This is a genomic window from Paenibacillus rubinfantis (assembly GCF_001486505.1).
GTDB lineage: Bacteria > Bacillota > Bacilli > Paenibacillales > Paenibacillaceae > Fontibacillus > Fontibacillus rubinfantis.
Map to the genome: position 1 here is coordinate 72,508 of NZ_LN909055.1, position 26,326 is coordinate 98,833.

General features: G+C 52.5%; 23 protein-coding genes and 2 rRNA genes. 2 read left to right on the forward strand and 23 right to left on the reverse strand.

Going from position 1 to position 26,326, the window contains the following annotated elements; genetic code table 11:
- Window positions 1-152: 152 nt before the first annotated feature.
- From BN3277_RS01465 to pxpB, 13 genes are all read right to left on the reverse strand, one after another.
- Window positions 153-2,468: a xanthine dehydrogenase family protein molybdopterin-binding subunit gene (locus BN3277_RS01465; RefSeq protein WP_059040550.1), complete on the reverse strand. Its 2,316-nt coding sequence runs from the start codon at window positions 2,466-2,468 to the stop codon at window positions 153-155.
- Entirely contained in the window at window positions 2,465-2,968 is a 504-nt protein-coding gene (locus BN3277_RS01470; RefSeq protein WP_059040551.1) for a (2Fe-2S)-binding protein, read from the reverse strand. The genes BN3277_RS01465 and BN3277_RS01470 overlap by 4 nt, the downstream gene beginning before the upstream one ends.
- Before the next feature lie 29 nt (window positions 2,969-2,997).
- A complete protein-coding gene (locus BN3277_RS01475) occupies window positions 2,998-3,957 on the reverse strand; it encodes a type 2 periplasmic-binding domain-containing protein (protein WP_059040552.1) in 960 nt (319 codons plus the stop codon).
- Between the two features lie 20 nt (window positions 3,958-3,977).
- Complete coding sequence (locus BN3277_RS01480) at window positions 3,978-4,826, reverse strand: FAD binding domain-containing protein (protein WP_059040553.1); 849 nt, start codon at window positions 4,824-4,826, stop codon at window positions 3,978-3,980.
- A 92-nt stretch (window positions 4,827-4,918) separates the two neighbouring features.
- Complete coding sequence (locus BN3277_RS01485) at window positions 4,919-5,230, reverse strand: 2Fe-2S iron-sulfur cluster-binding protein (RefSeq protein ID WP_059040554.1); 312 nt, start codon at window positions 5,228-5,230, stop codon at window positions 4,919-4,921.
- A gap of 61 nt (window positions 5,231-5,291) precedes the next feature.
- A complete protein-coding gene (locus BN3277_RS01490) occupies window positions 5,292-6,992 on the reverse strand; it encodes an FAD-binding protein (protein ID WP_059040555.1) in 1,701 nt (566 codons plus the stop codon).
- Window positions 6,993-7,015: 23 nt separating this feature from the next.
- Window positions 7,016-7,798 carry a LamB/YcsF family protein gene (locus BN3277_RS01495; protein WP_059040556.1) on the reverse strand — a complete coding sequence of 261 codons (783 nt, stop codon included), beginning with the start codon at window positions 7,796-7,798 and terminating at the stop codon, window positions 7,016-7,018.
- A 132-nt stretch (window positions 7,799-7,930) separates the two neighbouring features.
- Window positions 7,931-9,358, reverse strand: coding sequence for a UbiD family decarboxylase (locus BN3277_RS01500; RefSeq protein ID WP_059040557.1), 1,428 nt, complete (start codon window positions 9,356-9,358; stop codon window positions 7,931-7,933).
- A 97-nt stretch (window positions 9,359-9,455) separates the two neighbouring features.
- The gene (locus tag BN3277_RS01505; RefSeq protein WP_059040558.1) at window positions 9,456-10,493 is read right to left on the reverse strand and encodes an ABC transporter substrate-binding protein; all 1,038 of its coding nucleotides are present in this window, start codon (window positions 10,491-10,493) and stop codon (window positions 9,456-9,458) included.
- A gap of 90 nt (window positions 10,494-10,583) precedes the next feature.
- Entirely contained in the window at window positions 10,584-11,390 is an 807-nt protein-coding gene (locus BN3277_RS01510; RefSeq protein WP_059040559.1) for an ABC transporter permease, read from the reverse strand.
- Window positions 11,391-11,405: 15 nt separating this feature from the next.
- Window positions 11,406-12,182, reverse strand: coding sequence for an ABC transporter ATP-binding protein (locus BN3277_RS01515; RefSeq protein ID WP_059040560.1), 777 nt, complete (start codon window positions 12,180-12,182; stop codon window positions 11,406-11,408).
- A 76-nt stretch (window positions 12,183-12,258) separates the two neighbouring features.
- The gene (locus tag BN3277_RS01520; RefSeq protein WP_059040561.1) at window positions 12,259-13,272 is read right to left on the reverse strand and encodes a 5-oxoprolinase subunit C family protein; all 1,014 of its coding nucleotides are present in this window, start codon (window positions 13,270-13,272) and stop codon (window positions 12,259-12,261) included.
- Window positions 13,269-14,021 (reverse strand): 5-oxoprolinase subunit PxpB, encoded by a 753-nt coding sequence (gene pxpB, locus BN3277_RS01525; protein ID WP_148500949.1) that lies wholly within the window; start codon window positions 14,019-14,021, stop codon window positions 13,269-13,271. The genes BN3277_RS01520 and pxpB overlap by 4 nt, the downstream gene beginning before the upstream one ends.
- 312 nt (window positions 14,022-14,333) lie before the next feature.
- Between pxpB and BN3277_RS01535 the strand changes: the two genes are divergently transcribed.
- Window positions 14,334-15,128 carry an IclR family transcriptional regulator gene (locus tag BN3277_RS01535; protein ID WP_232436297.1) on the forward strand — a complete coding sequence of 265 codons (795 nt, stop codon included), beginning with the start codon at window positions 14,334-14,336 and terminating at the stop codon, window positions 15,126-15,128.
- An 84-nt stretch (window positions 15,129-15,212) separates the two neighbouring features.
- Here BN3277_RS01535 and ltrA read toward each other — a convergent pair whose 3' ends face one another.
- The 8 genes from ltrA to BN3277_RS01575 form a co-directional block, all read right to left on the reverse strand.
- Window positions 15,213-16,625, reverse strand: a complete 1,413-nt coding sequence (ltrA, locus tag BN3277_RS01540) for a group II intron reverse transcriptase/maturase (protein WP_059040563.1) — start codon at window positions 16,623-16,625, stop codon at window positions 15,213-15,215.
- Window positions 16,626-17,075: 450 nt separating this feature from the next.
- Entirely contained in the window at window positions 17,076-18,125 is a 1,050-nt protein-coding gene (locus BN3277_RS01545; RefSeq protein WP_059040564.1) for a UDP-N-acetylmuramate dehydrogenase, read from the reverse strand.
- Between the two features lie 146 nt (window positions 18,126-18,271).
- Entirely contained in the window at window positions 18,272-18,997 is a 726-nt protein-coding gene (locus BN3277_RS01550; RefSeq protein ID WP_059040565.1) for a YebC/PmpR family DNA-binding transcriptional regulator, read from the reverse strand.
- A gap of 204 nt (window positions 18,998-19,201) precedes the next feature.
- Entirely contained in the window at window positions 19,202-19,618 is a 417-nt protein-coding gene (locus tag BN3277_RS01555; protein WP_059040566.1) for a VOC family protein, read from the reverse strand.
- A 71-nt stretch (window positions 19,619-19,689) separates the two neighbouring features.
- Window positions 19,690-21,246, reverse strand: a complete 1,557-nt coding sequence (locus BN3277_RS01560) for an ABC-F family ATP-binding cassette domain-containing protein (protein WP_059040567.1) — start codon at window positions 21,244-21,246, stop codon at window positions 19,690-19,692.
- Window positions 21,247-21,419: 173 nt separating this feature from the next.
- Window positions 21,420-22,409, reverse strand: coding sequence for an aldo/keto reductase (locus BN3277_RS01565; RefSeq protein WP_059040568.1), 990 nt, complete (start codon window positions 22,407-22,409; stop codon window positions 21,420-21,422).
- Between the two features lie 81 nt (window positions 22,410-22,490).
- Complete coding sequence (locus BN3277_RS01570) at window positions 22,491-23,345, reverse strand: AraC family transcriptional regulator (RefSeq protein ID WP_059040569.1); 855 nt, start codon at window positions 23,343-23,345, stop codon at window positions 22,491-22,493.
- Between the two features lie 160 nt (window positions 23,346-23,505).
- On the reverse strand, window positions 23,506-24,069 hold the full coding sequence (locus BN3277_RS01575; RefSeq protein WP_059040570.1) for a spore coat protein: 564 nt from the start codon (window positions 24,067-24,069) through the stop codon (window positions 23,506-23,508).
- A 245-nt stretch (window positions 24,070-24,314) separates the two neighbouring features.
- Here BN3277_RS01575 and BN3277_RS01580 point away from each other — a divergent pair, with 245 nt between their 5' ends.
- On the forward strand, window positions 24,315-24,755 hold the full coding sequence (locus tag BN3277_RS01580) for a spore coat protein (RefSeq protein ID WP_059040575.1): 441 nt from the start codon (window positions 24,315-24,317) through the stop codon (window positions 24,753-24,755).
- 943 nt (window positions 24,756-25,698) lie between these two features.
- On the opposite strand, the gene rrf is transcribed toward BN3277_RS01580, so the two are convergent.
- Window positions 25,699-25,815: ribosomal RNA gene (gene rrf, locus BN3277_RS01585) — 5S ribosomal RNA — on the reverse strand.
- Window positions 25,816-25,898: 83 nt separating this feature from the next.
- Window positions 25,899-26,326: ribosomal RNA gene (locus BN3277_RS01590) — 23S ribosomal RNA — on the reverse strand; the annotation flags it as partial.

Below are 26,326 nucleotides of genomic sequence, written 5' to 3' on the forward strand. Positions count from 1 at the left end.
CATCAAGTACAACATTTTCCGTTCATTGGCGCAGAACAAGCTCAAAATGTTGCAGTTTCTGCACTATTTTCCCCGCTACATCAAACTTTCGCCTTAAAATGCTGCACATTTCGCAACATTTCCTTCGGTTGAGTTTAGATCAGAGCTAAATCCTAGGCTTGCAGCGATTTCCACACGCGTTCCGCCGACAGCGGCAGCACGTAACCGCGACGCCCCGTCGCATGGGCGATCGCATTCGCGATTGCGCCCGGAACCGGATCCAACGCGACCTCGCCCAGGGACTTGGCTCCAAACGGGCCATGCGGATCGGCTTCCTGCACGAAATGCACCTGAACCTCAGGCATATCCTTGGCCCCCGGCATGCGGTAGTCCATCATCGAAGGGTTCAACACCTTGCCCTCCTGAACGATGAGATCCTCCATCGTCACCCAGCCGATCCCTTGCGCGACGGCACCCAGCACCTGGCTCTTTGCCATCGTCTCGTGGATGATCATACCCGAATCGTGGACGGCCCAATAACCAATGACCTTCGTCCGACCGGTGTCCGGGTCCACCTCCACCTCGGCGACATGCGCAGCAAATGGATAGTTCGGCGAAGGATGCCCGAAATAAGTCGCATCCGGCAGCTCGGTATCCGGGACATAGGTTTCCTTGACGGTTAGCTCCTCGCCGGCATGGCGGGCCCGGAACCAGTCGGCAACATCGCCAAGCGAATACGTCTTATCCTTGTGCTTCACGACGCCCGCCTCGTACACCGTTCCTTCGCCAAGCGCCTGAGCGGCCAATTGCCGAATTTCGCGGACCAGCGATTCCGCCGCTTTTTGCACGGCATTGCCGCCCATGACCGTACTGCGGGAAGCCAACGTACCGATCCCAAACGGATACCGCCCGGTATCGCCGGACTTCACCAAAATCTCGTCTTCCGGAATCCCCAGCACGCGGCTGGCGATCCGAGCATAAGTCATCGTCATCCCTTGGCCCAGCTCGATTTCGCCGGTTTCCACCTCAACCAGTCCGCCCGGCTTGACGCGGATCACCGCCGTAGAGCCGTCAAACCGCGGATCGATCGCGCGGAAGCCGGAGACGTGGTTAGCCACTGCAAGGCCAAGGCCCCGGTAAGGCGGCAGTTCTTTTCTCCGCTCCCAGCCGGAAAGCTCCTTCACCTTCTCGATGCAGGCATCCAAACTGCAGGTATCGAGACGATAGCCATGCAGTGTGGTATCGCCGGCGTGCACGATATTTTTAAGGCGTAGCTCGGCCGGGTCCATCCCCAGCTCCAGCGCAATTTCGTCGATGACGCTTTCCACCGCAAACAGCATTTCCGCATTCCCGAACCCGCGCATACAGGTGGTTGGGCTATTGTTGGTGTACACCAGGTATCCCGTTGATTTCACATTGTGGAAATGATAGATGTTATCCGGCCGGGTGCAGGCGGTGGCAATCACGTTTGGGCTCCAATAAACCCGAGCCCCGGCATCCGCATACACAGTGAGGTCTTTATAAACAAAGTTCCCTTCCGCATCCGCACCGATTTCGATATCAAAAGTCAGCGGAACCCGCGGATGGGCCGTTATCATATCCTCATACCGATCCAAAATGATCTTTACATGCCGCCCCGTCGCCATCGCCAACGCTGCGGCAATCACGTGTACCTTCAAGACGTATTTAGCGCCAAAAGAACCCCCGATCGGCGGCACAATGATCCGCACTTTATCCTCCGGCAAGCCAAACCCGGCGGCATACGCTTCCCGCGCCCGGTACGGAATATGCGAAGGCGCCCAAATGGTAATGCCATCCTCCTCCGACCAGTGCGCAATCGCGCCAACCGGTTCCAGATGTCCCTGATAAATCCGATTGGATACGTAACGACCGCCTTTCACGACGACCGCCTTCTGCTTCCCTTCCTCCAGGTCGCCGCGCGCGACATCCACCTTCATCGGCCGGTTCAGCTCCACATCCTCATGAAGCTGCGGCGCTCCCGGAATCATCGCTGCTTCTGGATCAAACACGCCTTCCAGCGGTTCCAATTCCACTTCGATCAGGGCCAGCGCTTGCTCGGCCGCCTCTTTCGTCTCCGCAGCCACCGCGACGATTTCATCGCCGATAAAAAGCACGCGGTCTCGAGCGAGAATGTTCCAGTCCTTGAATTTGGTAGGTCCGTATTTATGGTTTGGCACATCGTCCGCCGTGATAACGGCATGAACGCCTTCAACCTGGCGGGCCTTCTCGACATCAATCCGCTTGATCCGCGCATGCGCATAGGGGCTGCGGTAGATCGCGCCGATCAACTGCCCGGGGAAATTCATGTCGTGCAGATAGCGGGTTTGCCCTTCCAGCTTGGATGGGAGATCCAGCGGCTTTGTCTTTAACGCCGGATTGACTTGCCGAGCCGCCTGGTTTGGATCTGCCGGATTCATGACCTTGGCGTCCGTCGATTTACTTGGTTGCTGCATCCTGTTTGTCGTCATCGCACGGCTCCTTTCGAGGCGAGCACATGCTCCGCCGCTTCGATGATTCCGCGATAGCCGGTGCAGCGGCACAGATTATTTTTCAACGCCGCACCGATGTCCCCTCCGAACAAGGCGGGATTTTGCAGCCAAGCCCAGGTGGTCATCATGACGCCCGGGGTACAGAAACCGCATTGTACGCCGCCGTACTCCTGCATCGCCTGCTCCAGCTCCCGAAACTCGGGGTGCCGGGCCAAGCCCTCGATCGTTTCAACCGCTTGTCCTTGAGCAGAAGCCACGGGCACAAGGCAAGAGACCACCGGTTGACCCTCCAGCAGCACGGTGCAAGCCCCGCATTCGCCGGTGCGGCAGCCGATTTTAGTCCCCGTCAGGTCTTGGCCTTCGCGGATAACATCCGCCAGCGAGGCGGTCGCCTCGCCGGTCCAGGTCACGTCCTTGCCATTGATCGTTAACGTCATGCTAGAGTTAGAGTTAGGGTTATGGTTACGTCCGCCGTTCATCTGGCAGCACCTTCTTCCTTTGCTTATGCTTATGTGTCTTGTACGGAGGAATGGAAAACCTCCTGCCGCGTGAAGCTGCGCTCCAGCAGGCCGTCCTCCTGCAGATAGGTAATAAACGTCTCGATCTGCGGCCAGTTCGCAGCGACGCCGTAAGGCCACATATCGCCGTTCATCAGCTTGGCCGATTGCTCAGCCGATTCCCAAACGAACGGATTGGAGGTTGCATTGCGGATCGTCTCCAGTAGCTCCGCGATCCCTTCCTCTTTGATCTCCCGCATCAGCCCATACAGCTGCTTGGGCAACTCGGGGAATTGCCGAACGGTCTCCGACTTCAGCGACACCAAATGCATGATCGGAAAAATCCCCGTACGTCCGTAATACTCCCGCTCAACGTTCCAGACATCAGGGAACAACCGGCGCAGCACGCCGCCTTCCCCCGATGCAGGGAACAGCTTCGCCGGCGGACGCCGGGCCGTCATGATCGCATCCACCTTGCCTTCGGCTAATGCTTCAAAAATGTCGCCTTCCACCAGCGTAGCCGGCGTCTCCACCGGAACTCGCTCCGGACGGAACGTAAACCATTCCATCTCTTCATTGGCGATTCCCCATTCATGCCGGAACATGCCTCGGACCCAGACGGCCGCCGTCATTTGAAACTCGGGAAAACCAAAGCGCTTCCCTTTCAGCTCGGAAGGATGGGTATACGGACTGTCCGAACGCACATAAATCGCGTTATGCCGGAACGATCGCGACAGAAAGACCGGAATCGCCGTTAACCGCGTATCTTCCCCGCCTTTGGCAATCAGGTAAGAAGCCAGCGAAAGCTCGGATACGTCATAAGTAGCTTGCGAAATTTGTTTAACAAAAATCTCCTCAATCGACTCCCGCTGCACGTCCAGCTTGAAGCCGGGCAACGTTTTGCCGCCGTTTAGCAGCTTTAAGGTGCGGTCGCTTTCCGACATCGCTACCGTCAATTTTGTCCCTGTCATGCGGATGCTCCTTCCCCTCGTTACTGGCCGTTTGCGAGCAAAGCGTTCGCGGCCCGCTTGATATATGTGCCAACCAAGGCGCGGCGGTAATCCGCGCTGGCGCGCACATCCGTAATTGGCGAGCTGTGCTGCACGTATAACGCGCTGAGCTCATCCAGCTTGGCGGCGGTCAGTTCACCGCTCCACCGCTGCTCCTCCTCCGCGCCGAGCACGAAGGGCTTAGGCGCGGCCGCGCCTACCGCGGCGGTCCCCCACTCGATCTCGTTCCCTTTGCCTTGCAGCAGCAAGGCGATGGAGACGATCGAGATGTCGGTGGCCGCGCGCTGATCATGCCGCAGAAATACCTGCGGCACCTCAAGCACCCGGGCCGGGATGAACAGCGACGCGATCAGCTCGCGTTCGCGAAGCTGGGTCGCCTTCGGCCCGGCAATGAAGTCCGCGATCGGCACACTGCGGGTGCCGTCTGCCCCGGCCAGCCGCACTTCCGCTCGGTAAGCCACGAGCGGAACGACCATATCGGCGGCCGGGGAGGCGTTCGCCACATTGCCGCCAAGCGATGCGCGGTTTTGGATCTGCCAGCCGCCAACGATGCGGGCGGCTTGTTGCAGCGCGGGCACGACGCGGAACAAGTCGCTGCCCCAAATTTCGGCAGCCGTCACCGCGGCGCCGATTTCGAGACCTGCCTCAGTGCGGCGGGTCGCTTGCAGCTCCGGCACGCGCCGGATGTCGAGCCAGTCGGTTGACTCCGACTCGTACGATTTGCGCTGCGCGTTCACGAACAAATCGGTTCCCCCGCACACGATGCGGGGGCTCCGCTCCCGAAGCAGCTCAAGCGCTTCGTCTAAACTGCGGGGCTGTAGCCAGGCCATAGTTGCCCCTCCTTCATGTGAATAATGGTTATGTCAGGGAGCCGCAAGACTCCTTGCTAGCTTTTTGAGGGTTGCTGCTGCTCGTTCTCTCTCTACTCCAGCGCTGTCGCCAGATCCTTGATCCACGGACGGCCGGTCAACGGCTCGATCTTGACCTCGCTATCCGGCACAGCCCGAATGCTGCATAAGTAACCGGGTTTGCCGTCAACAAACGCCGAGCATTCTTTGCAGGCGTTCGCCGAGCGGCAGGAATACCGCACCGAAAAGGACGGATCTTGATGCTCCCGAATCCAAAAAATCGCATCCAGCAAGCTCATGCCGTCTCGAAACGGAACCTCGAATTTCTCCAGGGAAGCGCCGCTTTCAGCATCGCCGCGAACCACGTTTAAAGTAACTGTTGCCATTGTTTGTGTCTCCCTTCTTTCGTAACCGCCTTGCCGGCTTGCTTGCTCTTGTTTATCTCCGTTATACACCAACCGGCAAGGGAACCTCGGATACGACCCATTCTCCCGCCTCGTTTAGGATATAGCTGTAACTGGACGGCTGGGTGAGCGTATCGTCATAATCCAACCGCACATGGGCGCCGCGCGTCTCTTTCCGCTCCAAGGCCCCCAGCACAATCGCTTCGCTGACCTTCAGCATGTTGGCGGCTTCCAATTTTTCAAATAGGGACAAAGCGAATTTCCCCGGCTTCGCCAGCGAGATGCGGTCCAGCTCACCGCGCAGTGCCCGGAGCTCCGTCAAGGCTTCCTTCAAGCCGCTTTCCGTCCGAAGCGGGCCAGCTCCCTTCCACATGATCTGCTGAAGCTTCCGCTTAAACGTTTGTAGCGACGCGTTGTCTCGATCCACCGGAATCGGGTGCCAAAATTGCGTCAAACGCTCCATCTCCCGTTCAAATGCCCGGCGAACGGCGGCCTCATCCAGCTCCTCTCGCTTCTCCCGTGCAGCCGTTTCGCCCGCAATGCGGCCGGTAACCAGCGCTTCGGTGATGGCGTTACCCGATAAGCGGTTTGCCCCGTGCATGCCGTAAATCAGCTCGCCCGATGCGAGCAGTCCCGGGACACGGGTGTGCATCGCTTCATCCACGCGAACGCCGCCGAGCATAAAGTGCGCCATCGGCGCGACTTCCACCATATCTTTGGTCAAGTCAACCCCTTGGTTTCGCAAAATATCGATGACCGGACCAAACGCTTCCTTCAGCTTATCCTCCGGCACCATCGTAAAGTCGAGATAAGCTCCGCCATGCGGCGTACCGCGCCCGGCTTCCACCTCCCGGAAGATCGCCAGCGTCGTTTGGTCGCGGGCAGCCGTATATTTGCCGGCTACTTCACCGTTGTACTTGTCCATAAATTCCTCTTTCAAGCCATTCAGCAGACGGCCGCCCAGCTTATAGCGGAACGGATCCCACATGATCGGATCGATCCCGACGAGCGGCGGAAACAGATGAGCGATCGGGAAGAATTGCACCATCTCCATATCACGCACCTCAGCTCCCGCTTCGGCCGCCAGGACAAATCCGTCACCCGTCATATTCGCGGACGCGCTGTTGCGCTCGAAGACCTCCGTTAATCCACCCGTAGCCAAAATGACTGAAGAAGCGGCGATACTGATCGGGCGATACTCCTCCATCTCAAAGCCTATTGCACCGATGGCCCGTCCATTTTCGACGACTACTTTCGTAATCATCACGTTTTTGAGGCGTTGGATCTTCTCGTCTTTCCAGATCGATTTCTTCAGCCCGGCCGCCGTTGCGCCACCCGTATTTAAAATGTCCACGTACACGCAGCGAGCTTTGGAATGCCCCGGTGCAAAAGCCTGTGAACGCTTGCCGTCCGGCGTACGGGCCCACTTCACACCATAACCTTCCGCTTCGAGAATCACCTCAGGTCCCCGCTCGACAACGGCGCGAACGATATTCGGGTCCGCCAAACCACGGCTTCCTTTCATCGTGTCCTCAAAATGGACCTGCGCGTTGTCCTCTTCCGCTTCCCCTAAAGCGACCGCCACAGTCATCTGGGCCAAAATCGTGGCACCGCCCCGGCTGATCAAGCTTTTGTCGGTCAGAATGACACGCGCTCCCTCATCGGCCGCCGCTCTTGCGGCCATCAGCCCGGCCGCGCCGGATCCGACCACCAGCACATCGGTCTGTAAATGCAATGGTTCCATCCTGCTGTCTCCTCCTTTTGCGCTTAAGTCTGCTGCCCTAGCGTAATTCCTACTGGTTGAACCGTAATCCCTGCGGCGGTAAACGAGCTGCGAATTTTATCCGCGAACTCTACGGCATGCACGCCGTCGCCGTGAATACAAATCGTATCGGCTTGGATCGCGACATCAACGTTCTGCTGCGTCATGACCTTGCCTTCTGCGACCATACGAATCACCTGTTTTACCGATTGTTCCTCATCCGTGATCAAGGCGTCCGGTAAACGGCGCGAGGTAAGCGAACCGTCGGATTGGTAGGTCCTGTCGGAGAACACTTCGCTGGCTGTGCGCAAACCGGTTTTTTTCCCGGCTTGAATCAGCTCACTGCCGGCTAGGCCAAACAAAATCAACTCCGGATCCACCTTATACACCGCTTCAGCGATCGCCTCCGCCAAACCGGCGTTCCGTGCCGCCATGTTATATAAGGATCCGTGCGCTTTCACATGCTGCAGTTTCGCTCCTTGCGCGCGTACGAATCCCCACAGCGCCCCGATCTGATAAACCACGATGTCATAGGCCTCCTGCGGAGACAGGTCCATATCCCGTCGTCCGAAGCCCACCATATCCTGCAAGCCGGGATGCGCCCCCAAGGCAACGCCGTGATCCAATGCCAGCTTGACGGTTTGACGCATGGTCGCCGGATCGCCGGCATGGAAGCCGCATGCGATATTCGCCGAGGTGACGAATTGCAAAACCTCGCTGTCCCTGCCCAGCTTATACGCGCCAAAGCTCTCGCCCATATCACAGTTCAAATCCACTACATTCTTCATGTTGAAACTGCTCCTCTCACAATTCGTTCATGGCATTAATTCATGACATTAACTATGAAACAAGCCAGCCTCAAACGGCGCATAACAACGGGATTCCTTCCTTCCGTTGCCTGCCGGTTGAGGCTACCTACTTTAGATTTGCCAGTTGTTTTTCTCTTCCGAATTCAGTGCTCGCAGCGAAGCCAGATCTGCCAACTCGACCTTCTCTTTCGGGACGACCGCTCGCTTCGGAAAGACCACCGGCGGCGCTGGCTTGGTGGCATCCACTATCACAGCGCTGGACATGCGCGGCGTGTTCTTGCCTTCGGCGTTATACTCCCAGTTCGTCGGGAGCAGTCCACCCGGTCCGTTCCAACGCGGGATGACCAGCAGATCACGCTCCGCATCAAACCGCGTGCCAATCGCCCAAGCGACCTCCTCGCCATTAAACACGTCGATATCCTCATCCACAACGACGATATGACGCAAATTTTCCGGTTCCGTGTTTAGCGCCGCAAAAGCTGCCTTTTTCACGTCCGCGTCCTTTTCTTTTTGAATCGACAGATAACAATTCATCCGGCTGTAAAAAGGAACGTTAACCGTCTTTAGTCCCGGGACGATTTTCTTTACCGTATGGTAAATACTGCCCGAGCGCGGCACTCCGCCCACAACCAAATGCTCTCGTCCGGAAGCGACGATATCCTGGAAGATCGCATGGTTCCGGTATGTAATGCGTTTGATACGGATCGTGGGTACCGAACCACCGCCAAGGTAGTGGCCCGGCCATTCGCCAAACGGCCCCTCACTGTGATCGTTATCCGGCAGAATTTCGCCTTCCAAAATAATCTCGGCATGCGCCGGCACGAGCAAATCGGACGTATCCGCCTGCACCAGCTCCAAAGGCTCGCCCATTAACGCGCCAGCCGCTTCATATTCGCCGCCAACGCCTTGAACCCGGGAGACGGCTCCCATGATGAAGCCGGGATGATGGCCCAGGGCGATGGCAATCGGAGCCGGCTTGCCTTGTTTTTTATACTTCTTATAGATCAATCCGCCATGGTGTGCGCCAAGGAACCAAACGCCCATATCGCGTTCATTAAAGATTTGGTGTCGATAGATGCCCGCATTAATCAACCCGGAATCCGGGTCGCGGATAATCATCACCCCCGCCGATAAGTACGGTCCGCCGTCCATCTCGTTGTGCACGGGAATCGGCAGCTTGGACAGATCGACCTCCGCCTCTTCGATCACGTTTTCTTTCACTTTGGCAGCGGCACGGTCTACGACCACCGGTTCGATCGGCTGTTGCAATTTCTCGCCGTATACCCGCGGAATGTCTTGAACCTCACACCCCAGGTAGAGTGCAACGCGCTCGTAGGAGGTTAACAAGTTGGATATGCATGCCATTTGCGCCCCTTTAACCTTGTTGAACAACAAAGCCGGGTAATCGCCTTTCTCCGCCAATGCCGCAGCATATGCGGTGATTCCAAAACGCGGGTCTACTTCCGTATCAACGAGCTTGACGCTGTTCGCGTCGAATTGGCTTAATTGCCCGAGATAAGTTCTTAAATCTTTGGCCATGTGCGGATCGCCTTCTTTCTGTATTATCGTCGGTCGTGAAATAAATCGGGCAAAACGCCGCGGGAATCCGCGCGATTTCACCCGATTTTCATATGACTTAAGGAAGCAGTGACAGGTCTACTGTATCGGCGAACGGAATTTCTTTCTCGATCACGCCCGCCTCGATTTGGGTATTCGAGACGTTTTTCGCGCCTTCTTCGGAAACTTTGAGGCCTGCCGGCACTTTTGCCAGCTGGTTTTTCACCGCGGTCTCCATAACGTCGGCCGGAATTTGATCAAACTCTTTCAGCATCGCTTCAACCGCGGATGCCGGATCCTTCTGCACGCGTTCATTCACTTCATTGCTCACCTGCAGGAACCGCTTCATCGCATCCTGATTTTTGTCGACCCAATCCGTTTTCGCCATCACAGTAATTCCGGCAAAATCGTACGGTGGATCGTACAACACCCGATAGTTCCCGGTAGCAACCATTTGAGAAATCGTCGGCTCGGAAACCATACCGCCTGCGGCTTTTCCGCTTTCGATCGCGGCCAACATCGTAGCGCCGCTTCCGCCGTTGATGATTTGGACGTCTTTGTCCGGGTTGATATTGGCGGTTTTTAAACCTTCACGAAGTCCGGTGTCAGACAAGCTTCCCACCTTGGTTACGGCCAGCGTTGTTCCCTTCAAATCTTCCAGCGATTGGAACGAGGAATCCTTCTTCACGACCAGCGAATAGCCAACGCCATTGTAAATCTCGCCGTAAGCTTTAACGCCAAGTCCGTTCTTTTGTTGTCTTAATACATGCTCATAAGAACCCAATACGATGTCCAAGCTGCCGCCAACCAGGGCTTGTACCATATCGGCACCAGACGTAAAGCTTTGTTTGTCGATCGTAATTCCAGCTTTCTCATAAGAGCCATCATTGATGCCGATTTGCGCGATGATTGGCGTCATGCCGCCGCCCACCAGACCTACACGGATCTTCACGTTTTCTGGCTGACTTGCGCCGTCTCCTCCGTTAGTTCCCGTTGCTGCGTTGCCAGCACCTCCGTTATCGCCCGCAGGAGCCGCATTGTTGTTATTTCCGCATGCACTGACCAAAGCCATCGTCAGGACCAGCAGCGTTGCCAAAAGCATTTTCGTTTTTTTCATTTGATTCCCCTCCTTGAATAGTCGTTTTCTTTCTAAATTTATGGTTGCTCCATTTCATTTCATCGCATGAAATAAAATGGAGTTCTTCCCTTAGCGGTATTTCAGCAAACGCCGTTCCACCTGAACAATAATCTGTTCCAATACAACCGCGATGATCATGATCAGGACGAGGCCTGTAAAAATCCCCGTCGTATCCAGCATGTTGGACGAATACGTAATGTAGTATCCCAGCCCCCGATTGGAGCCAACCAGCTCGGCGATCACGGACCCGATCAGGGCCATGCCGATATTCAGCCGCAAGCTCGTTAGAATCCAGACCGTAATGGAAGGGAGCACTACCCAGCGAAGCTTATGCGTCCATTTAGCTTTAAACGTGCTCATCATATCCATCAGATCTTTGTCGATGTTGCGCACACCTTCATAGGCGTTGTAAAAGGCTACGAAGATTACCATCGCTACGACCATGAGGATCTTCGAGGTCATCCCGATCCCGAACCAGACGATGAAGAGCGGGGCAAGCGACACCCGAGGCAAACTGTATAATGCCATGATGTAAGGGTAGACCCATTTCTGAAAAATCCCGCTGAATGCAAGCAGAATCCCCAGCAGCGTCCCGCCCAGCATCCCGATAATGAGCCCCACGATGGACTCCTGCAATGTAATGCTCATATGGAACCATAGGTCCCCGTTTGCAGTCATCTCAATGATCCGTTGAATAATCAAAGACGGCTTACTTAGCCAAAAAGAATTAAACGCCGTACCCGAAAGCAGTTCCCATAAGCCGATAAGAACGATAAATACGACCAATCTGCCGATCCACACAGCCGCGCTGCGATTCCCGCGCCCTGCCTTAGAGGAAGGAGAGCTTGCCGATGTTGCCGTTGATTTGGTTGCCATGATAATTCCTCCTCTCTATTCCCCGTCAGACATTTGGGCCCAAATTTCTTTCTGCAGTTCCTTGAACTGGGGATCGAAACGGATGTCGTAAAACGGGCGCGGCCGCTCCAGATTTACTTTAAACTCCGCTTTGATCCGTCCCGGCCGTGAGGTCATCACGATCACCCGGTCGGATAACGCAATCGCCTCTTCGATGTCGTGGGTAATGAATAGGACGCTTTTACCGACATTTTCCCACAGCTGTAAGAACTCTTCCCCGATCTTCACCCGGGTCTGCGCATCCAACGGTCCAAACGGCTCGTCCATCAGATAAATATCAGGGTCATAGGCAAAGGTTCTCGCCAAGGCGACCCGCTTGCGCATCCCGCCGGACAATTCTTTCGGATGGTAACCGCCGAAGCCATCAAGTCCGACCATTTTCAGCAGCCGGTTCGCCTCGTCCAATTGTTCATTTTTCGGAAGCCCTTTGATCTCCAATGGAAGACGGACATTATCGATCACGCTTTTCCAGGGGAGCAAGGCATCATTTTGAAAGACCATACCCACCTGGCTTGGCACACCTTGGATCTCCTGACCATCCAGGAAGGCGCTGCCGCCGGCTGGCTTCAGCAGCCCGGACACCACTTTCAGCAAGGTCGACTTGCCGCAACCGCTTGGACCAACAACGGATACGAACTCGCCGTCCTCCACCTTAAGCTGAACATCCTCCAAAGCGACGGTGCGTTGGCCCTTGGACTCGTATTCCACGCGTAAATCCCGAATTTCGAGTTTGGGATGGCTTTTATTCTCCATAGTTGATTTCCTCCATACTGAATTTTCCATTCCTGCTGTCTGTTTATGCATGCCGGTCCAAGTCGTCCGATCCCAATTAACGTTTGGAAGTCTCTAGCTGTTCCAGGCCATTCCGTAATGTTTGGATCGCATTCTCCCGTTCGATCAGTTGCCGCTGCGCCTCTTGCAAGGTAATCTTCCTGAATCGTACCCGTGCACCTAAGTTGGTTTGAGCTAGCAGCGGCAAATCTACGCTTGCGACTTGCGCTATTTTAGGATATCCTCCGGTTGTTTGGCGATCCGCCATCAATATAATCGGGTTCCCGTCAGGCGGTACCTGTACAGTTCCCATTGTCACGGCCGAGGAAATCATCTCTTTCGATTGATTCATCTGCAATTGCCGGCCCTTGAAACGGTAACCCATCCGGTCGGACTGTGGTAAAACCGCAAATTGCTCCTGCCATAAATCGAGTTGGCTTTGTTCTTGAAACAAATCGTATTCTTCCCCAGGGATCAACTGAACGATGGGGTTGGCCGCATACTTCGGAAGGATTTCCGGAAATACCGCCCACCGACTGAACGCACCGGACTCCTTGCTCGCCTCTCTGGCAAGTGAAGCAAGCAAATGGGAGCCGCGTGGCGTCATTTCACCAAAAGATAGTTGATCGCCTGCAACGAGCGACCGCCCCTCATATCCGCCAATCCCTGCTCTCAAATAGGTCGAACGGCTGTTCATGCGGACCGGAACATCAATACCGCCTCCCACCGCCAGGTAAGCGCGGCAGCCTAGCTTCGCCGGACCGAAGGTCAGCGTGCTTCCCTTAGGTGCCAGCACGGTCCTCCATAAGGGGACGGGGATTCCGTTCAGCTTAGGCGATAAATCTCCTCCGCATAACGAGATCAGTGCCGTTTGTTCGAAGCGGATCACCGGTCCGAGCAGTGTAATCTCAAGCCCGGCCTCTCCTTCCGCATTCCCGACCAGCAAATTCGCAAGGCGTAACGCAAAAGCATCCATCGCTCCGCTAACGATCACGCCATACTTCTGAACGCCGAACCTTCCGAGATCCTGAACCGTGGTTAACAAGCCGGGTTTTTCAATCAGCAAGCTCATCGCTCCAACTCCTCCCAGGCTTCGAATTGTTCTCGGGTGATCGAGTAAAAGCGGACGATATCTCCAGCTTGCAACAAGGTTGGCGGCATTTGCTGCGGCTTAAACAGCTCGATTGGGGTTTTGCCGATCAATTGCCAGCCCCCTGGGGTATCGATCGGATAAACGCCGGTCTGATCTCCGGCAATTCCGACAGTTCCTGCCGGAATGGACAAGCGGGGCGTTTCCCGCCGCGGCGTGGCGATGTGTGGGGACATTCCTCCCAAGTACGCAAAACCGGGAGCAAACCCAAGCATAAATACTAGATAATCCGCGGAAGTATGGATTTCGATTACTTCTTTTGGAGTGAGTCCATTGCGAGAAGCAACCGTTTCTAAATCCGGCCCCCAATCCCCACCATAACAGACGGGTATTTCAATGATTCTTGCTGGTGGCGCATTAACGTCACGCAGTGTGAGAAGCAACTCGGACACGAGCGCCGCGGCCATTTGGAACGGGCCTTCTGTAAGGGATTCCCCTCCCTGCTTCGCTCCTTCCGTCATCAGCTTCATCACATCGTAGTAAATGGTCACCGACGTAAAGGCCGGAACAACCTCAACCATCCAAGGAAAAGGGTGACGATCCAGATGTTCTGCCAACTGTCTGACTTTAAGGTGAGTCTCCTTTTGAATCGAATCGCCGAACTTCACAATCAGCGCCGAATCTCCGAGTGGAGTGATGGGAATCTCTGCGATAGACGGCAAGTCGGTCATGTTTATCCTCCCATCCGAATTTCGGACTTCGTAATCCGTAATATGAATTTTGTGTTAAAATCATTGTTAGTTAGAATTCCATAAAAATCAAGATTTTTTCCTTTGAAATGTTCAAAAGTTTGCAATTTATGAGATCGATCCGAAATTCGGATCATGATATCCGTTTTTCGAATGCCAATATATACGATCATTATAGTTGGAATTAGATAAAAATCAAGCATAAATTTCCGGGCCGTTTTATCGGTTTTCAACATTCTTCCATTCGTTGTATACTAATACAGAATGAACTAGAGGCCATGCAGGAGGCATAACGTGCAAACCACCAACAAACATAAGAACAAAACCGTGGTCAGGTCTATGGATCTGCTCCAGTTATTTCTGACCTATCCTAAGCTGAACATCAGCGAAATGGCTAAGTTATCCGGGATCCCCAAAACCTCGGTTCTTCGGATGATCGGATCTTTAGAAGAAATGGGTTTCTTAAAAAAAGATAGGGAAGGTTCTTATTCACTAGGTTTGCTCTTTCTTCAATACGGCAACCTGGTTGCGGAGCGGTTAGACATCCGCCATATTGCCCTTCCGGTTATGCAGCAGCTGCGTGACGATATCCAAGAGGCTATTCATCTTGTCCTACGCGATGGGGATGAGTGTATTTATATCGAGAAGCTGGATACGGATCACCCTGTTCGGCTCTTTACGAAAATCGGACGAAAAGCCCCATTATATGCCGGCGCGTCGTCTCGCATTATATTAGCCTTTATGCCGGAGTTGGAACGTGAGGAGTACCTGGAGGCCACTGAGCTTCAGCCGATCGCCTCCGGCACGATCACCGACAAAGCAGAGCTGCGTCAGACCCTGGAGCGCTCCCGCCACGAAGGCTACAGCTTTAGTCGGTCCGAATTGGAGAACTATACCGCGGAGTTAAGCGCTCCGATCTTCGACCATACCGGCCAAATTGTCGCCGCACTAAGCGCAGCAGGATTAGAGGTCCAGTTTGAGGAAGAACGAATTGCCGAGCTCGTTTTGGATGTGCAGCAGGCCGCCAATGAAATCTCCCGAAGATTGGGCTGTACTCGGCCCGTCCCGGTTGCGGTACACTCAAGATAAATCGGGTAGGAGGCTACCCATTAATTGAGTAGCCGACCTCCCACACCACCGTACGTACCGTTCGGTATACGGCGGTTCCTAAGTTTACGCAGTTACTTGTCGATAATAATCCGAGAAGAAGAGAAATCCTAAGCCCTTGAGGGTGTTATTTCCGAGGGACTTCGAGAGGACGGGGCTATTGGAGATTCTCCAGTAGCCCTTTCTCGTGTTTGCGTATTCCCATGCTTTCTGTCCTTGGATTCCGAGCGATTGCAGTTTCTCGAATTTCGTCCTCACTCGTTTCCACTGCTTCCAGAAGATCATGCGAATCCGCCTTCTCATCCATTCATCCGTGGATTGGAGCATACTTTTCATATCCGCTATTTTGTAGTAGTTGATCCACCCCATGATGTAGCGTCTAAGCTTTTCGGCTCGTTCTTCATTTCCCATCCCGTTGCTTCTGGACGTGAGCTCCTTTACTTTGGCTTTCATCTTGGCAGCGGATTTCGGATGAATGCGGACTCGTGTCTCTCCTTTCCTTTTGTAGAAGGAGAACCCAAGAAATTTAACCTTCCACGCCTCGTCCACCACTGTCTTTTCCCGGTTCACTTTGAGAAACAACTTCTTTTCAATGAAGGGAAGAATGTTCTCCAGTGTCCGTTCCGCGCTCCTTTTGCTTTTGCTGAAGATCAGGAGATCGTCCGCATAGCGCACGAAGCGGTGCCCGCGGCTTTCCAGTTCCTTGTCCAGTTCGTTCAGCATAATGTTGCTGAGAATTGGACTCAGATTGCCCCCTTGCGGTACGCCGATTTCCGTATCCTCGAAGCGGTGCTTCACGACAACGCCGGCTTTCAGGTACTTGTGGATGAGCGAGATGACCCGCCCGTCTTTAATGGTTCGGGATAAGACTTCCACCAATTTGCTTTGGTTAACGGTGTCAAAGAATTTCTCCAAGTCCATATCGACCACGTATTTGTACCCTTCTTCGATGTTTGATTGGCTTCTCTGAATAGCGTTATGTGCGCTTCTCTTGGGTCGGAATCCGAAACTGTTCTCCGAAAACTGTTTTTCGTAGATCGGGGTAAGCACTTGAGCGATCGCCTGTTGGATAACTCGGTCAACAACCGTAGGAATTCCCAGGTTTCTCTTCTTTCCGTTCTCTTTCGGGATTTCTACCCTTCGAACAGGATTCGGACGGTAGGTTCCGTCCAGAATGGATTCCTTGATGGTTTCTCCGTTCTCTCGGAGATATTGTAGAAGTTCATCTACTCCCATCCCGTCGATTCCGTGAGATCCTTTGTTAGTTTTGACCCGCTTGAACGCTTCGTTCATGTTGTCTCTGCTAACGATTTTCTCAAGCAACTCGTCCTTCGACTCGGTTGCGTCGGTGCTGTCGGTTTCAGGTATCCGCTCAGGACTGTGCGCTCCCGCATATTCTCCATGTTCCGCATGTACGTTTTGCGTCGAGCCTTCTCTTCGAAGTTGGCTGCACTTGACTCCTGTTTCGGTACCATTCATTAACCCACACCTCCTTAGGTTCAGCTTTCCCTCAAGTTGTCGACTAACCGAGGTACTATGGCGTCTGCTGACTTCTCATGATAAATCTTGTTTCAACCATGATTTGAAATTCATCTCCTCACGTCCATGAGACCTCCCACGGTAAGACGCGTAACTTTCATCCCGTATACCCGCCGCATTTACATCCGCGTGTCCGTGCAGTTTATTGGATTTCGTCTTGTTTAGCAGACTCATCCCACTTTGGATGCCTGATGCGATTCGTGTTCCTCAGGCCGGGACTTTGCCTCCAGCTTCCTTCAGATTCCACCTCACGATGGACACCCTTGCTCTTGGCTAATGGTTGGCAACTGCCAGCCCCCATAGCGGACTTTCACCGCCTAGCTACGCGCCATGCGTGGCGCACTAAAATAAGCCCGTCCCGGCGACTGCCGGAGACGGGCTTTGGTATCATTATTGATGGAGCGAAGAGGTCTTCCCCTCGATAATCACGACCTCCGGTTCAGGAACAAAACCGTAATGCCGATCAAAAGCGTCCTGCACATGCCGGATCAAATCTACTACATCGGCTGCGGTCGCCCCGCCGACATTTTGAATCACATTGCCGTGAACGGGCGATATCCTGGCATTGCCTCTTTGAACTCCTCTCAAATGAAGCTGATCTGCGAGTTTACCAATTGGCTCGCCGACGGAATAATTGTTTTTGAACACCGAGCCACAGGAGGGGTAAGAGAAATGCATTTTTCCCATGCGGTCTTGAATAATTCTCCGCATCGGGGCTAATGTGGAGCTCACTCCCCCTGCCTCTTCCTTCCCTTCTAGCCACTGGATGAAATGCGAGGCGAACTCCGTTAATCGGATCGGCGGCTGCTTCCCTTCCTGAAGCGCAACCATTTCCGGTAATGTGGGTAGAACCGCCGCTTGAGCGGACGAGCTCAGTTTGAATTCGGCGCCGACAATCAACCAACTGCTTCGATTGGCTTGAAACACCGACTTTTTATACCCAAAATTGCAAGCCTCTCGACTTACGGTTTGAATCCTGCCAGGGGCTTGCACATCGATATAATGAACTTGGACTAAATTATCGCTGATATGTCGGTCAAAGTATTTGGCATTCATATAAATTCCACCACCAACCGTTCCCGGCAGCAAAAAGGTAAAATCAAAATCAGCAATCCCCAAGCCATATCCGATCACGGCCAACATCGACATCGACATCCCCGCCGAAACGTAGAGCCGATCTCCCTCAAGCTTAATCTCTGTCATCTCCCGGGTCGTGAGAAACATCGCGTCAGGATCCGGCCGATCGGGAAACAGCATATTGGATCCTCCGCCGAAAAAGATCGGCGTAATCCCGCTGCGATATGCCATCTCTAGCAGCTCCTGCAATTGGTCTTGCGTTTGAGGTCTTCCCACAAACCGGGCTTCGCCCCCGATTTCATAGGTTGAATAATGTGACAGCGGCTGCCCCGTTCGCAGGCCAGCCAAATTCCAGCTAGTCATATAAAGCCCCTTTCAACACGCTTCCTAAACAATAATGTATATTATGTCGTTGGGCGAATTCAGTGTCAATAGATCCCCCCAACGCAAAAACGGACTGAAAGAAGAGTCCTTCTTATCAGCCCGTCTTTTATCGACTTACCCGCGGGTTATTCTTCAGCGAATTCCACGTTATGATACACCTGCTGTACGTCTTCCAGATCCTCCAGCGCGTCGATCAACTTCTCGAATTGCACTTCTGCTTCCTTATTAGGCAAAGTCACATAGTTTTGCGCCAGCATGGTCAGTTCTGCCACCGTAAAATCGGTGATCCCGGCGTTCTTGAGCGCTTCCTGTACCACATGAAATTGATCCGGCTCAGCATAGACGATGACCGACTCGTCCTCTTCTACGATATCACGCACCTCAAGATCAGCTTCCATCAAGATTTCGAACACTTCATCAATTGATTTGCCTTCCATCCCGATCACTGCGGTTGCGTCAAACATATAAGAAACCGATCCGCTTACACCCATGTTCCCACCGTTCTTGTTAAACGCGGAGCGTACTTCCGGTGCGGTACGGTTGACGTTATTCGTCAATGTATCTACGATCACCATGGAGCCGTTAGGTCCGAAGCCTTCGTAACGTAGCTCTTGATATACTTCATCCGAACTGCCCTTCGCCTTATCAAGGGCCCGGTCAATGATCGCTTTCGGTACATTGTACGTTTTTGCCCGTTCCAGAACCACCTTCAAGGCGCGGTTGGATTCTGGATCCGGCTCGCCTTTCTTGGCGGCAACATAAATCTCGACGCCGAACTTCGCGTAGATTCGACTGGTGTTAGCGTCTTTCGAAGCCTTCTTCTCTTTAATATTATTCCATTTGCGGCCCATACTCTTCCCACTTTCTTAATAATCTACCCAACTATTATAACCAACAACTGATTTGGCGGCAATGAATGCCGCACACGGATTAAACGGGATCATCCCACCAAGGGCCTCACAAAGCAATCAATGGTTGAGTGGCTTGGGGCAAAGCAACCCACAAGCTAACAAAAAATGCCCTATGTTTTCACATAGGACATTGGATTACGCGTTTTATTCCGATGGCACTGCACTTGGATCCATATATACGATCTCCCAAAGATGGCTATCCGGATCTTGGAAGCTCCAAGAATACATAAAACCATGGTCAACCGGATCGCTGTAAGGTTTCCCACCCGAAGCCAGCGCCTTTTTCACGATTTCGTCTACTTGATCCCGGCTATCGGCAGACAAGGCAACGATAACCTCCGAAGTACCCGTTGTATCCGGAATTTCTTTCTTGGTAAACGATTTGAAGTACTCCTCCATCAGCAGCATGGCGAAAATATTCTGTCCAATCACCAAACACGCCGCCTTCTCATCGCTAAATTGCGGGTTAAATTCAAATCCGACTGCCTGAAAGAAATTCATCGATCTCTGCAAATCTTTTACGGGAAGGTTCACGAAAATATTGCTTAAGGATACTGCCATCGGATCACCTCTATTTCAAATTTAAGACAATTATACCTGAGGTAATCCTTAATTGCTAGTTTGCTGCTAGACTAGAGCATTTTTGTCGTCCAGGATTCGCAGTTCCAAGTCTCCGTGACGACGTCGCGGTAGAACTCCGGTTCGTGGGAGATCAATAGGATGCTGCCTTTGTAGGCTTGCAAAGCGCGTTTCAGCTCATCCTTGGCATCCACATCCAGATGGTTCGTTGGTTCGTCAAGCACAAGCAAGTTCGTTTCGCTGTTAATCAGCTTGCATAGGCGAACCTTGGCTTTTTCGCCCCCGCTTAGCACGGCGATTTTGCTTTCGATATGCTTAGTCGTCAGTCCGCATTTCGCTAGAGCGGCCCGAACCTCAAATTGCGTGAACGACGGGAATTCGCTCCAAATTTCCTCGATACACGTATTGTAGTTGGCCTCTTTCATCTCCTGTTCAAAGTAACCGATTTCCAGGAGGTCACCAAGATGCACCGTGCCCGAGATGGCTGGGATTTGTCCCAGGATACTGCGCAGCAGCGTCGTTTTCCCGATCCCGTTAGCGCCGACCAGGGCAATCTTTTGCCCGCGTTCCATTCGCAGATTCAGCGGTTTGGATAGCGGCGAATCGTAACCGATGACCAAGTCCGTCGTCTCAAAGATTAGCTTGCCGGATGTCCGTGCATCCTTGAAATTAAATTGCGGCTTTGGCTTCTCCTTCGCCAGCTCAATGATTTCCATCTTATCGAGCTTCTTCTGCCGGGACATCGCCATGTTGCGAGTCGCTACACTGGCCTTATTGCGTGCTACGAAGTCCTTGAGATCGGCAATCTCCTGCTGCTGTCGCTTGTAAGCGGACTCCAACTGCTGTTTTTTCGCCTCGTATACCTGCATGAAATTATCATAGTCACCGACGTAACGGTTCAGCTCTTGATTTTCCATGTGATAGATCAGGTTAATGACGCTGTTTAAGAACGGGATATCGTGCGAAATTAGGATAAACGCGTTCTCATATTCCTGCAAATACCGCTTCAGCCATTCGATATGCTGCTCATCCAAATAGTTGGTTGGCTCGTCCAGCAGCAGAATGTCCGGTTTCTCCAGCAAAAGCTTAGCCAACAGCACCTTCGTCCGTTGTCCCCCACTGAGGTCGTTGACATCCTTATCGAGTCCGATATCCGTTAAGCCCAAACCGCGAGCCGTTTCGTCGATTTTGGCATCAATCAGGTAGAAATCCTGATTCGTGAGCGTATCCTGGATCGTCCCTACATCCTCAAGCAGCTGTTCTAGCTCCTCTGGAGTCACGTCACCCATTCTGCCATACATGTCGTTCATTTCCTGTTCCATGTCAAACAGGTATTGGAAGGCTCCGCGCAGCACGTCGCGGATGGTCATACCTTTCTCTAGCACGGCATGCTGATCCAGATAGCCGACGCGCGTGCGTCTCGCCCATTCGATTTTACCTTCGTCCGGCTGCAGTTTCCCCGTGATGATGTTCATAAACGTCGATTTGCCCTCGCCGTTGGCTCCGACCAGTCCGATATGCTCGCCCTTCAGCAAGCGAAAGGACACGTCATTAAAGATCGCCCGGTCCCCAAAACCGTGGCTCAAACGTTCTACACTCAAAATACTCATGGATTTTAACACCTTTTCTATAGGAAATATGGTTGGTCACACTCGGATAAGCAAAAAAGGGTACACTCGACATATTATACTGGTTAATCAGGTCAAAGCTCAATATGGCGGGGAAATTTAGTAGAAAAAAACACCGTCCCGAAGTTGACTCGGGCGGTGCTTTTCACAAGATCTTAAAAACCTAAGATTTCGTCGATTTTACGCAACTCTTCCGTTGTAAACGACCGATTGGCCAATGCGCCAACTGCATCCTCAATTTGGCTTACCTTGCTGGCTCCAATCAGCGCGGAAGTTACGCGACCGCCGCGCAGCACCCAAGCTAAGGCCATTTGCGAGAGCTTCTGCCCTCTTTCGGCTGCCAGTTCGTTAAGCTGCTTGACCTTCGCGATCCGTTCGTCATTCAAGTCCTCTGGACGCAGAAACACGCTAGGGCCGGCAGCGCGGGAATCCGGTGCGATGCCGTTCAGGTAACGGTCCGTCAGAATGCCTTTCTCCAGCGGCGAGAATACGATCGAGCCGATCCCCTCCGCCTCCAAAACATCCTGCAATCCCTCTTCGATCCAGCGATTCATCATCGAGTAGTTCGGCTGATGGATCACCGCCGGCGTGCCAAGCTGTTTTAGGATTCGGGACGCCTCACGAGTCTCTTCCGGACGATAATTGGATAATCCAACATATAATGCCTTCCCTTGTCGCACGATGAGATCCAGTGCAGCCATCGTTTCTTCCAGCGGCGTGTCCGGATCTGGACGGTGGTGATAGAAAATATCAACATACTCCAGACCCATCCGCTTCAAGCTTTGATCCAGGCTGGAGACGAGATATTTTTTCGATCCCCATTCCCCATACGGCCCTGGCCACATGTAATATCCTGCCTTAGTCGAGATGATCATCTCATCCCGATAGGGACGCAGGTCCTCGCGCAGGATTCGCCCGAACGTCTCCTCTGCCGAGCCTGGCGGCGGCCCATAGTTGTTCGCTAGATCAAAATGCGTAATGCCTAGATCGAATGCTCTGCGCAGCATAGCGCGACCGTTCTCGAGCACATCGATGCCTCCAAAGTTATGCCATAAACCCAAGGAAATGGCCGGGAGTCTCAGCCCGCTCTGTCCTGATCGGTGATATGTCATTGTTTCGTATCTATGATCAGCTGCTTGATACATTAAGGCTTGTACCTCCTTTAGTTCATATGTGTCCAATATAATGCACCAAGAACAACGAACCTATATCAGCATGGATGATTCCTATGGCATGATGTCTGATTTTTTCCATTGAACACGGTAGTCGGAAGGCGAGGCACCCACCGTTTTCTTGAACATTTTAGAGAACAACAGGGCATCTTGATAACCCACCGAACGCGCCACTTCCGCTATGGAATAATGCCCTTTACGTAAGAAGCTGCACGCTTTATCCATCCGGTAATGGAGCAAATATTGCTGCGGAGGCATTCCCATCGCCCTCTTAAACAGTGAGGATAAGTATTTCCGATCTAGACCAACCATCGACGCCAACTGGGCAACCGTCAATTCCTCGCTATAATGGCTGTGTAAGAAATCCAGGCAGCGATGAATGTATGCATCTTTGGCTTGCGTCCTTGCCGAATCCGCGTACACGGAAGCAGGGACCAGCTCGATCAGCCTTGTCATAAACGCTTGCAGCAATGCTTGCAGACGCAGATCGCGTGTCGCCGTCGATTCCTCCGCTTCGTTTAGCAACTCGTACAACTGCGGCATCAACTGCGTATCCATGGGAAATACGGGCCTAGCCGGAGTTAGCCGCGTCCGGCTGAGGATTTCCGCCACCTGTTCGCCATCGAAGCCAATCCAGGAATACGTCCAAGGGTCTTCTTCATCCGCTTGATAGAAGATCACCCGCTCCGGATAAGCGAGAAATGCTTGCCCGCCGGTCAGACTGAAGGTCTCGCCCTCCACTTTGACCATCCCCCGGCCCGAATGGATAAAGTGGATTTTATAGATATCCCGTACGCCCGGTCCAAAGGAATGGAGCGGAGCACAGCGTTCTTTTCCCCAATAGCATAAATACAAATCCGGCGATTCTCGAAACGGCCGGTCCGGATTATAATGAAAAATCGCTCCCAAGGTCTATCCCCTCTTTATTGGCTTTGCAAGCCTAGTCGATTTTGATTATATCATCATTGATCCGGTTTCTAGCAAATGCTTGTTCGTAATCAAACAGGAATAGCGCAGCTACTCGCCTTGATCGGCAAACCGCTGCGCTACTTCTTAACAGGTTGTTCGGTTAAAGGGCACCGACAGGTTCCTGTACCTTTTGATACATGGTGCCTAATGTGGCCATCGTTGAAGCTGGTGCCGGTTCAAGCGGATAATATCCTTTCTTCGCCATCCACTGCCAAACATCGTAGGCATGATGGGAGCTCATACAAAAGGCATGCTCCAAAAAGCTGCGGATTTCCGGATGGCTCATCTCCATTGCAGCCCATGCATATTCACGACCAGCCCGTTTCAAGGTCAGCAAATAAGCCGTAGCCATTTCTCGGTCATTAAATTTCTGTACATTGGTTCGGGGCATCACCGGAACCGGTGCGGTTGGAGCAGTAGCATAGGACTGCAGTACCGGCATCAAATCCGGAATCGGAAGCTGTCCGGCGGCTCCCTCCACTTTACTCAAAAAATCGACCTTCATATTGTAGTCTTGAATGTGCAGAGGAAAATGACGTTCCAGAATCGACTTGAGCTCAGGATCCTGAACCTGATTCATAAAACAGGCCATGTTCGTGATGGAATTAACGCAGCTTAGGGTCAGTTCGTTAAGGTCTTGCGCTTCGTGTGCAGCCAGTTGCATCGTATAGAACACTCTCCTCGATAAAGTAGTGATCAAACCAACTATAGCGTGCACTCCTCGTCAATTCCTATGCGGATCCCTTAAGACAGATCCTATCCATTCCCCCCAACAATTAGATTATCAAGTTTAGCTAAGGACAATGACCCATTTTCAGCCAGGCGAATAATATGAACTAAAATCTAATCTTGGAGTGTGAAATTGTGGACAATACCTGGAACCACGAACACTTAGCTTGGCATGAAACGATGGAACTACACGAGTTAGTCGCTTTTCAATCTACGCATTTGGCGGTGTTTAAGAAGAAACTCCCCCACATTCAAGAACCAACCCTCAAAGCGCTTTATGCTGAAACCATCCAAGCGCTGGAGCAAAATCTACGCGAATTGCTAAAATTTTATCCAATGGCTCCGACCATGGCACGCAACACATCCCCGGACATGACGGCGGTGGAAGCGGCCACGCTGCTTGGTTTTCTGAAGACAGCTGTCCGTAACTACGCAATTGCCATTACCGAAACCGCCACGCCACAACTTCGTGATACTTTCCAGAAACAACTGCTCGGTGCGATTAAGCAACATGCCAAGGTGTTCAATTATATGTATCAACATGGTTTTTATCCTTCGTACAATTTGGAGCAACTGCTCGCAAACGATGTAAAAATGGCCAACAATGCGTTAAACCTGTAATCATGCGAAAGCCTCGATATTTTCGGGGCTTTCATGCTTTCACCACAATTATCTCTTACATTCTTTCTCCTCGGTCTCATCCTATTTGTTGATATGCTCGCCGTAATGGCCTCCCCGCTTTGCTCCTCCAATCAAATTAGTTAACATAATATTTGTTACGTAATTTATTCTCATGGAATGATATAAAAGAAGAAATAGCGTGTGCAGTATTGATCCGTGATAGATCTGGCAATTCGTGACCTTAAGCTGTCTTAATTCACTTGAATCGCCGATAATAAATGCACTGTGGCATCTATTTCCCGGAAATCGGCCGATTACGCCTAAAATAACTGCAGAATCGCACTTATTTTAGTAACGGTCGCATTGGTCAAAGTAATATTCCTGTAAAAATGCAGTTCATTGAGGACCTCTCCGTCGAGAAACGCCGAGAGCTTCTGCAAAGGGAGCTGGAGAAGCTGTGAGCGAGTGATTCTAGTTCTTTAAGCTGAATAGTTGCATTAGTACACTTATTTTTGCGTATAACCGGTTATTTAGGCTCAATAGCTGCAATAATGCACTTAATTTAGCATATTGGGCCGGAATTCGCTTGAATCGCCGAAAATAAATGCATCGTGGCACCTATTTCCCCAAAATCGGCGAATTCTCCGAAAATAACTGCAGATTCGCACTTATTTTAGTAAAAGGTCGCATCGGTCCAAGGAACATTCCTGCAAAAATACAGCTTTTTGAGCATCGATCCACAGATTAATTAAAATATCTGTAAAAATGCAGTTTTTTCATTTACCAGAACCTCATATTACCACCAACCGAGTAAATTTCCTGCACTTTTGCAGGCTTTGGGCGAAATCGGCGACTTTCTCCAGAAATAACTGTACTTTTGTAGGTTTTACTCGGAAGCACAAAAGGAGCACTACCGAATCAACGGTAGTGCTCCTTCCCTATTGCTTGGCGGCGTCCTACTATCCCAGGACCCTTCGGTCCAAGTACCATCGGCGCTGGAGGGCTTAACGGTCGTGTTCGGGATGGGAACGTGTGGAACCCCTCCGCCATCGCCACCAAACGGTTCAAGCGTTTTGATCGCCTGAAAACTGGATACGAAACTTGATTTGCGTGTTAGTCTCCTCAAATGCTCGAATCGGCTTGTTCAGCCAGACGCCACTTTTTGGAGTTGTTTGGATAAGCCCTCGACCGATTAGTACCTGTCAGCTCCATACATTGCTGCACTTCCACACAGCCCAACCCTTGGGACCTACTTCAGCCCCAGGATGCGATGAGCCGACATCGAGGTGCCAAACCTCCCCGTCGATGTGGACTCTTGGGGGAGATAAGCCTGTTATCCCCAGGGTAGCTTTTATCCGTTGAGCGATGGCCCTTCCATGCGGTACCACCGGATCACTAAGCCCGACTTTCGTCCCTGCTCGACTTGTCAGTCTCGCAGTCAAGCTCCCTTTTGCCTTTGCACTCTTCGAATGATTTCCAACCATTCTGAGGGAACCTTGGGGCGCCTCCGTTACTCTTTAGGAGGCGACCGCCCCAGTCAAACTGCCCACCTGACACTGTCCCCGTACCGG

Coding starts and splice junctions, on each gene's coding strand:
- BN3277_RS01465 (WP_059040550.1), bottom strand. CDS start 2,468: ATGACGACAAACAGGATGCAGCAACCAAGTAAATCGACGGACGCCAAG.
- BN3277_RS01470 (WP_059040551.1), bottom strand. CDS start 2,968: ATGAACGGCGGACGTAACCATAACCCTAACTCTAACTCTAGCATGACG.
- BN3277_RS01475 (WP_059040552.1), bottom strand. CDS start 3,957: ATGACAGGGACAAAATTGACGGTAGCGATGTCGGAAAGCGACCGCACC.
- BN3277_RS01480 (WP_059040553.1), bottom strand. CDS start 4,826: ATGGCCTGGCTACAGCCCCGCAGTTTAGACGAAGCGCTTGAGCTGCTT.
- BN3277_RS01485 (WP_059040554.1), bottom strand. CDS start 5,230: ATGGCAACAGTTACTTTAAACGTGGTTCGCGGCGATGCTGAAAGCGGC.
- BN3277_RS01490 (WP_059040555.1), bottom strand. CDS start 6,992: ATGGAACCATTGCATTTACAGACCGATGTGCTGGTGGTCGGATCCGGC.
- BN3277_RS01495 (WP_059040556.1), bottom strand. CDS start 7,798: ATGAAGAATGTAGTGGATTTGAACTGTGATATGGGCGAGAGCTTTGGC.
- BN3277_RS01500 (WP_059040557.1), bottom strand. CDS start 9,358: ATGGCCAAAGATTTAAGAACTTATCTCGGGCAATTAAGCCAATTCGAC.
- BN3277_RS01505 (WP_059040558.1), bottom strand. CDS start 10,493: ATGAAAAAAACGAAAATGCTTTTGGCAACGCTGCTGGTCCTGACGATG.
- BN3277_RS01510 (WP_059040559.1), bottom strand. CDS start 11,390: ATGGCAACCAAATCAACGGCAACATCGGCAAGCTCTCCTTCCTCTAAG.
- BN3277_RS01515 (WP_059040560.1), bottom strand. CDS start 12,182: ATGGAGAATAAAAGCCATCCCAAACTCGAAATTCGGGATTTACGCGTG.
- BN3277_RS01520 (WP_059040561.1), bottom strand. CDS start 13,272: ATGAGCTTGCTGATTGAAAAACCCGGCTTGTTAACCACGGTTCAGGAT.
- pxpB (WP_148500949.1), bottom strand. CDS start 14,021: ATGACCGACTTGCCGTCTATCGCAGAGATTCCCATCACTCCACTCGGA.
- ltrA (WP_059040563.1), bottom strand. CDS start 16,625: ATGAATGGTACCGAAACAGGAGTCAAGTGCAGCCAACTTCGAAGAGAA.
- BN3277_RS01545 (WP_059040564.1), bottom strand. CDS start 18,125: ATGACTAGCTGGAATTTGGCTGGCCTGCGAACGGGGCAGCCGCTGTCA.
- BN3277_RS01550 (WP_059040565.1), bottom strand. CDS start 18,997: ATGGGCCGCAAATGGAATAATATTAAAGAGAAGAAGGCTTCGAAAGAC.
- BN3277_RS01555 (WP_059040566.1), bottom strand. CDS start 19,618: ATGGCAGTATCCTTAAGCAATATTTTCGTGAACCTTCCCGTAAAAGAT.
- BN3277_RS01560 (WP_059040567.1), bottom strand. CDS start 21,246: ATGAGTATTTTGAGTGTAGAACGTTTGAGCCACGGTTTTGGGGACCGG.
- BN3277_RS01565 (WP_059040568.1), bottom strand. CDS start 22,409: ATGTATCAAGCAGCTGATCATAGATACGAAACAATGACATATCACCGA.
- BN3277_RS01575 (WP_059040570.1), bottom strand. CDS start 24,069: ATGCAACTGGCTGCACACGAAGCGCAAGACCTTAACGAACTGACCCTA.
- BN3277_RS01580 (WP_059040575.1), top strand. CDS start 24,315: ATGGAACTACACGAGTTAGTCGCTTTTCAATCTACGCATTTGGCGGTG.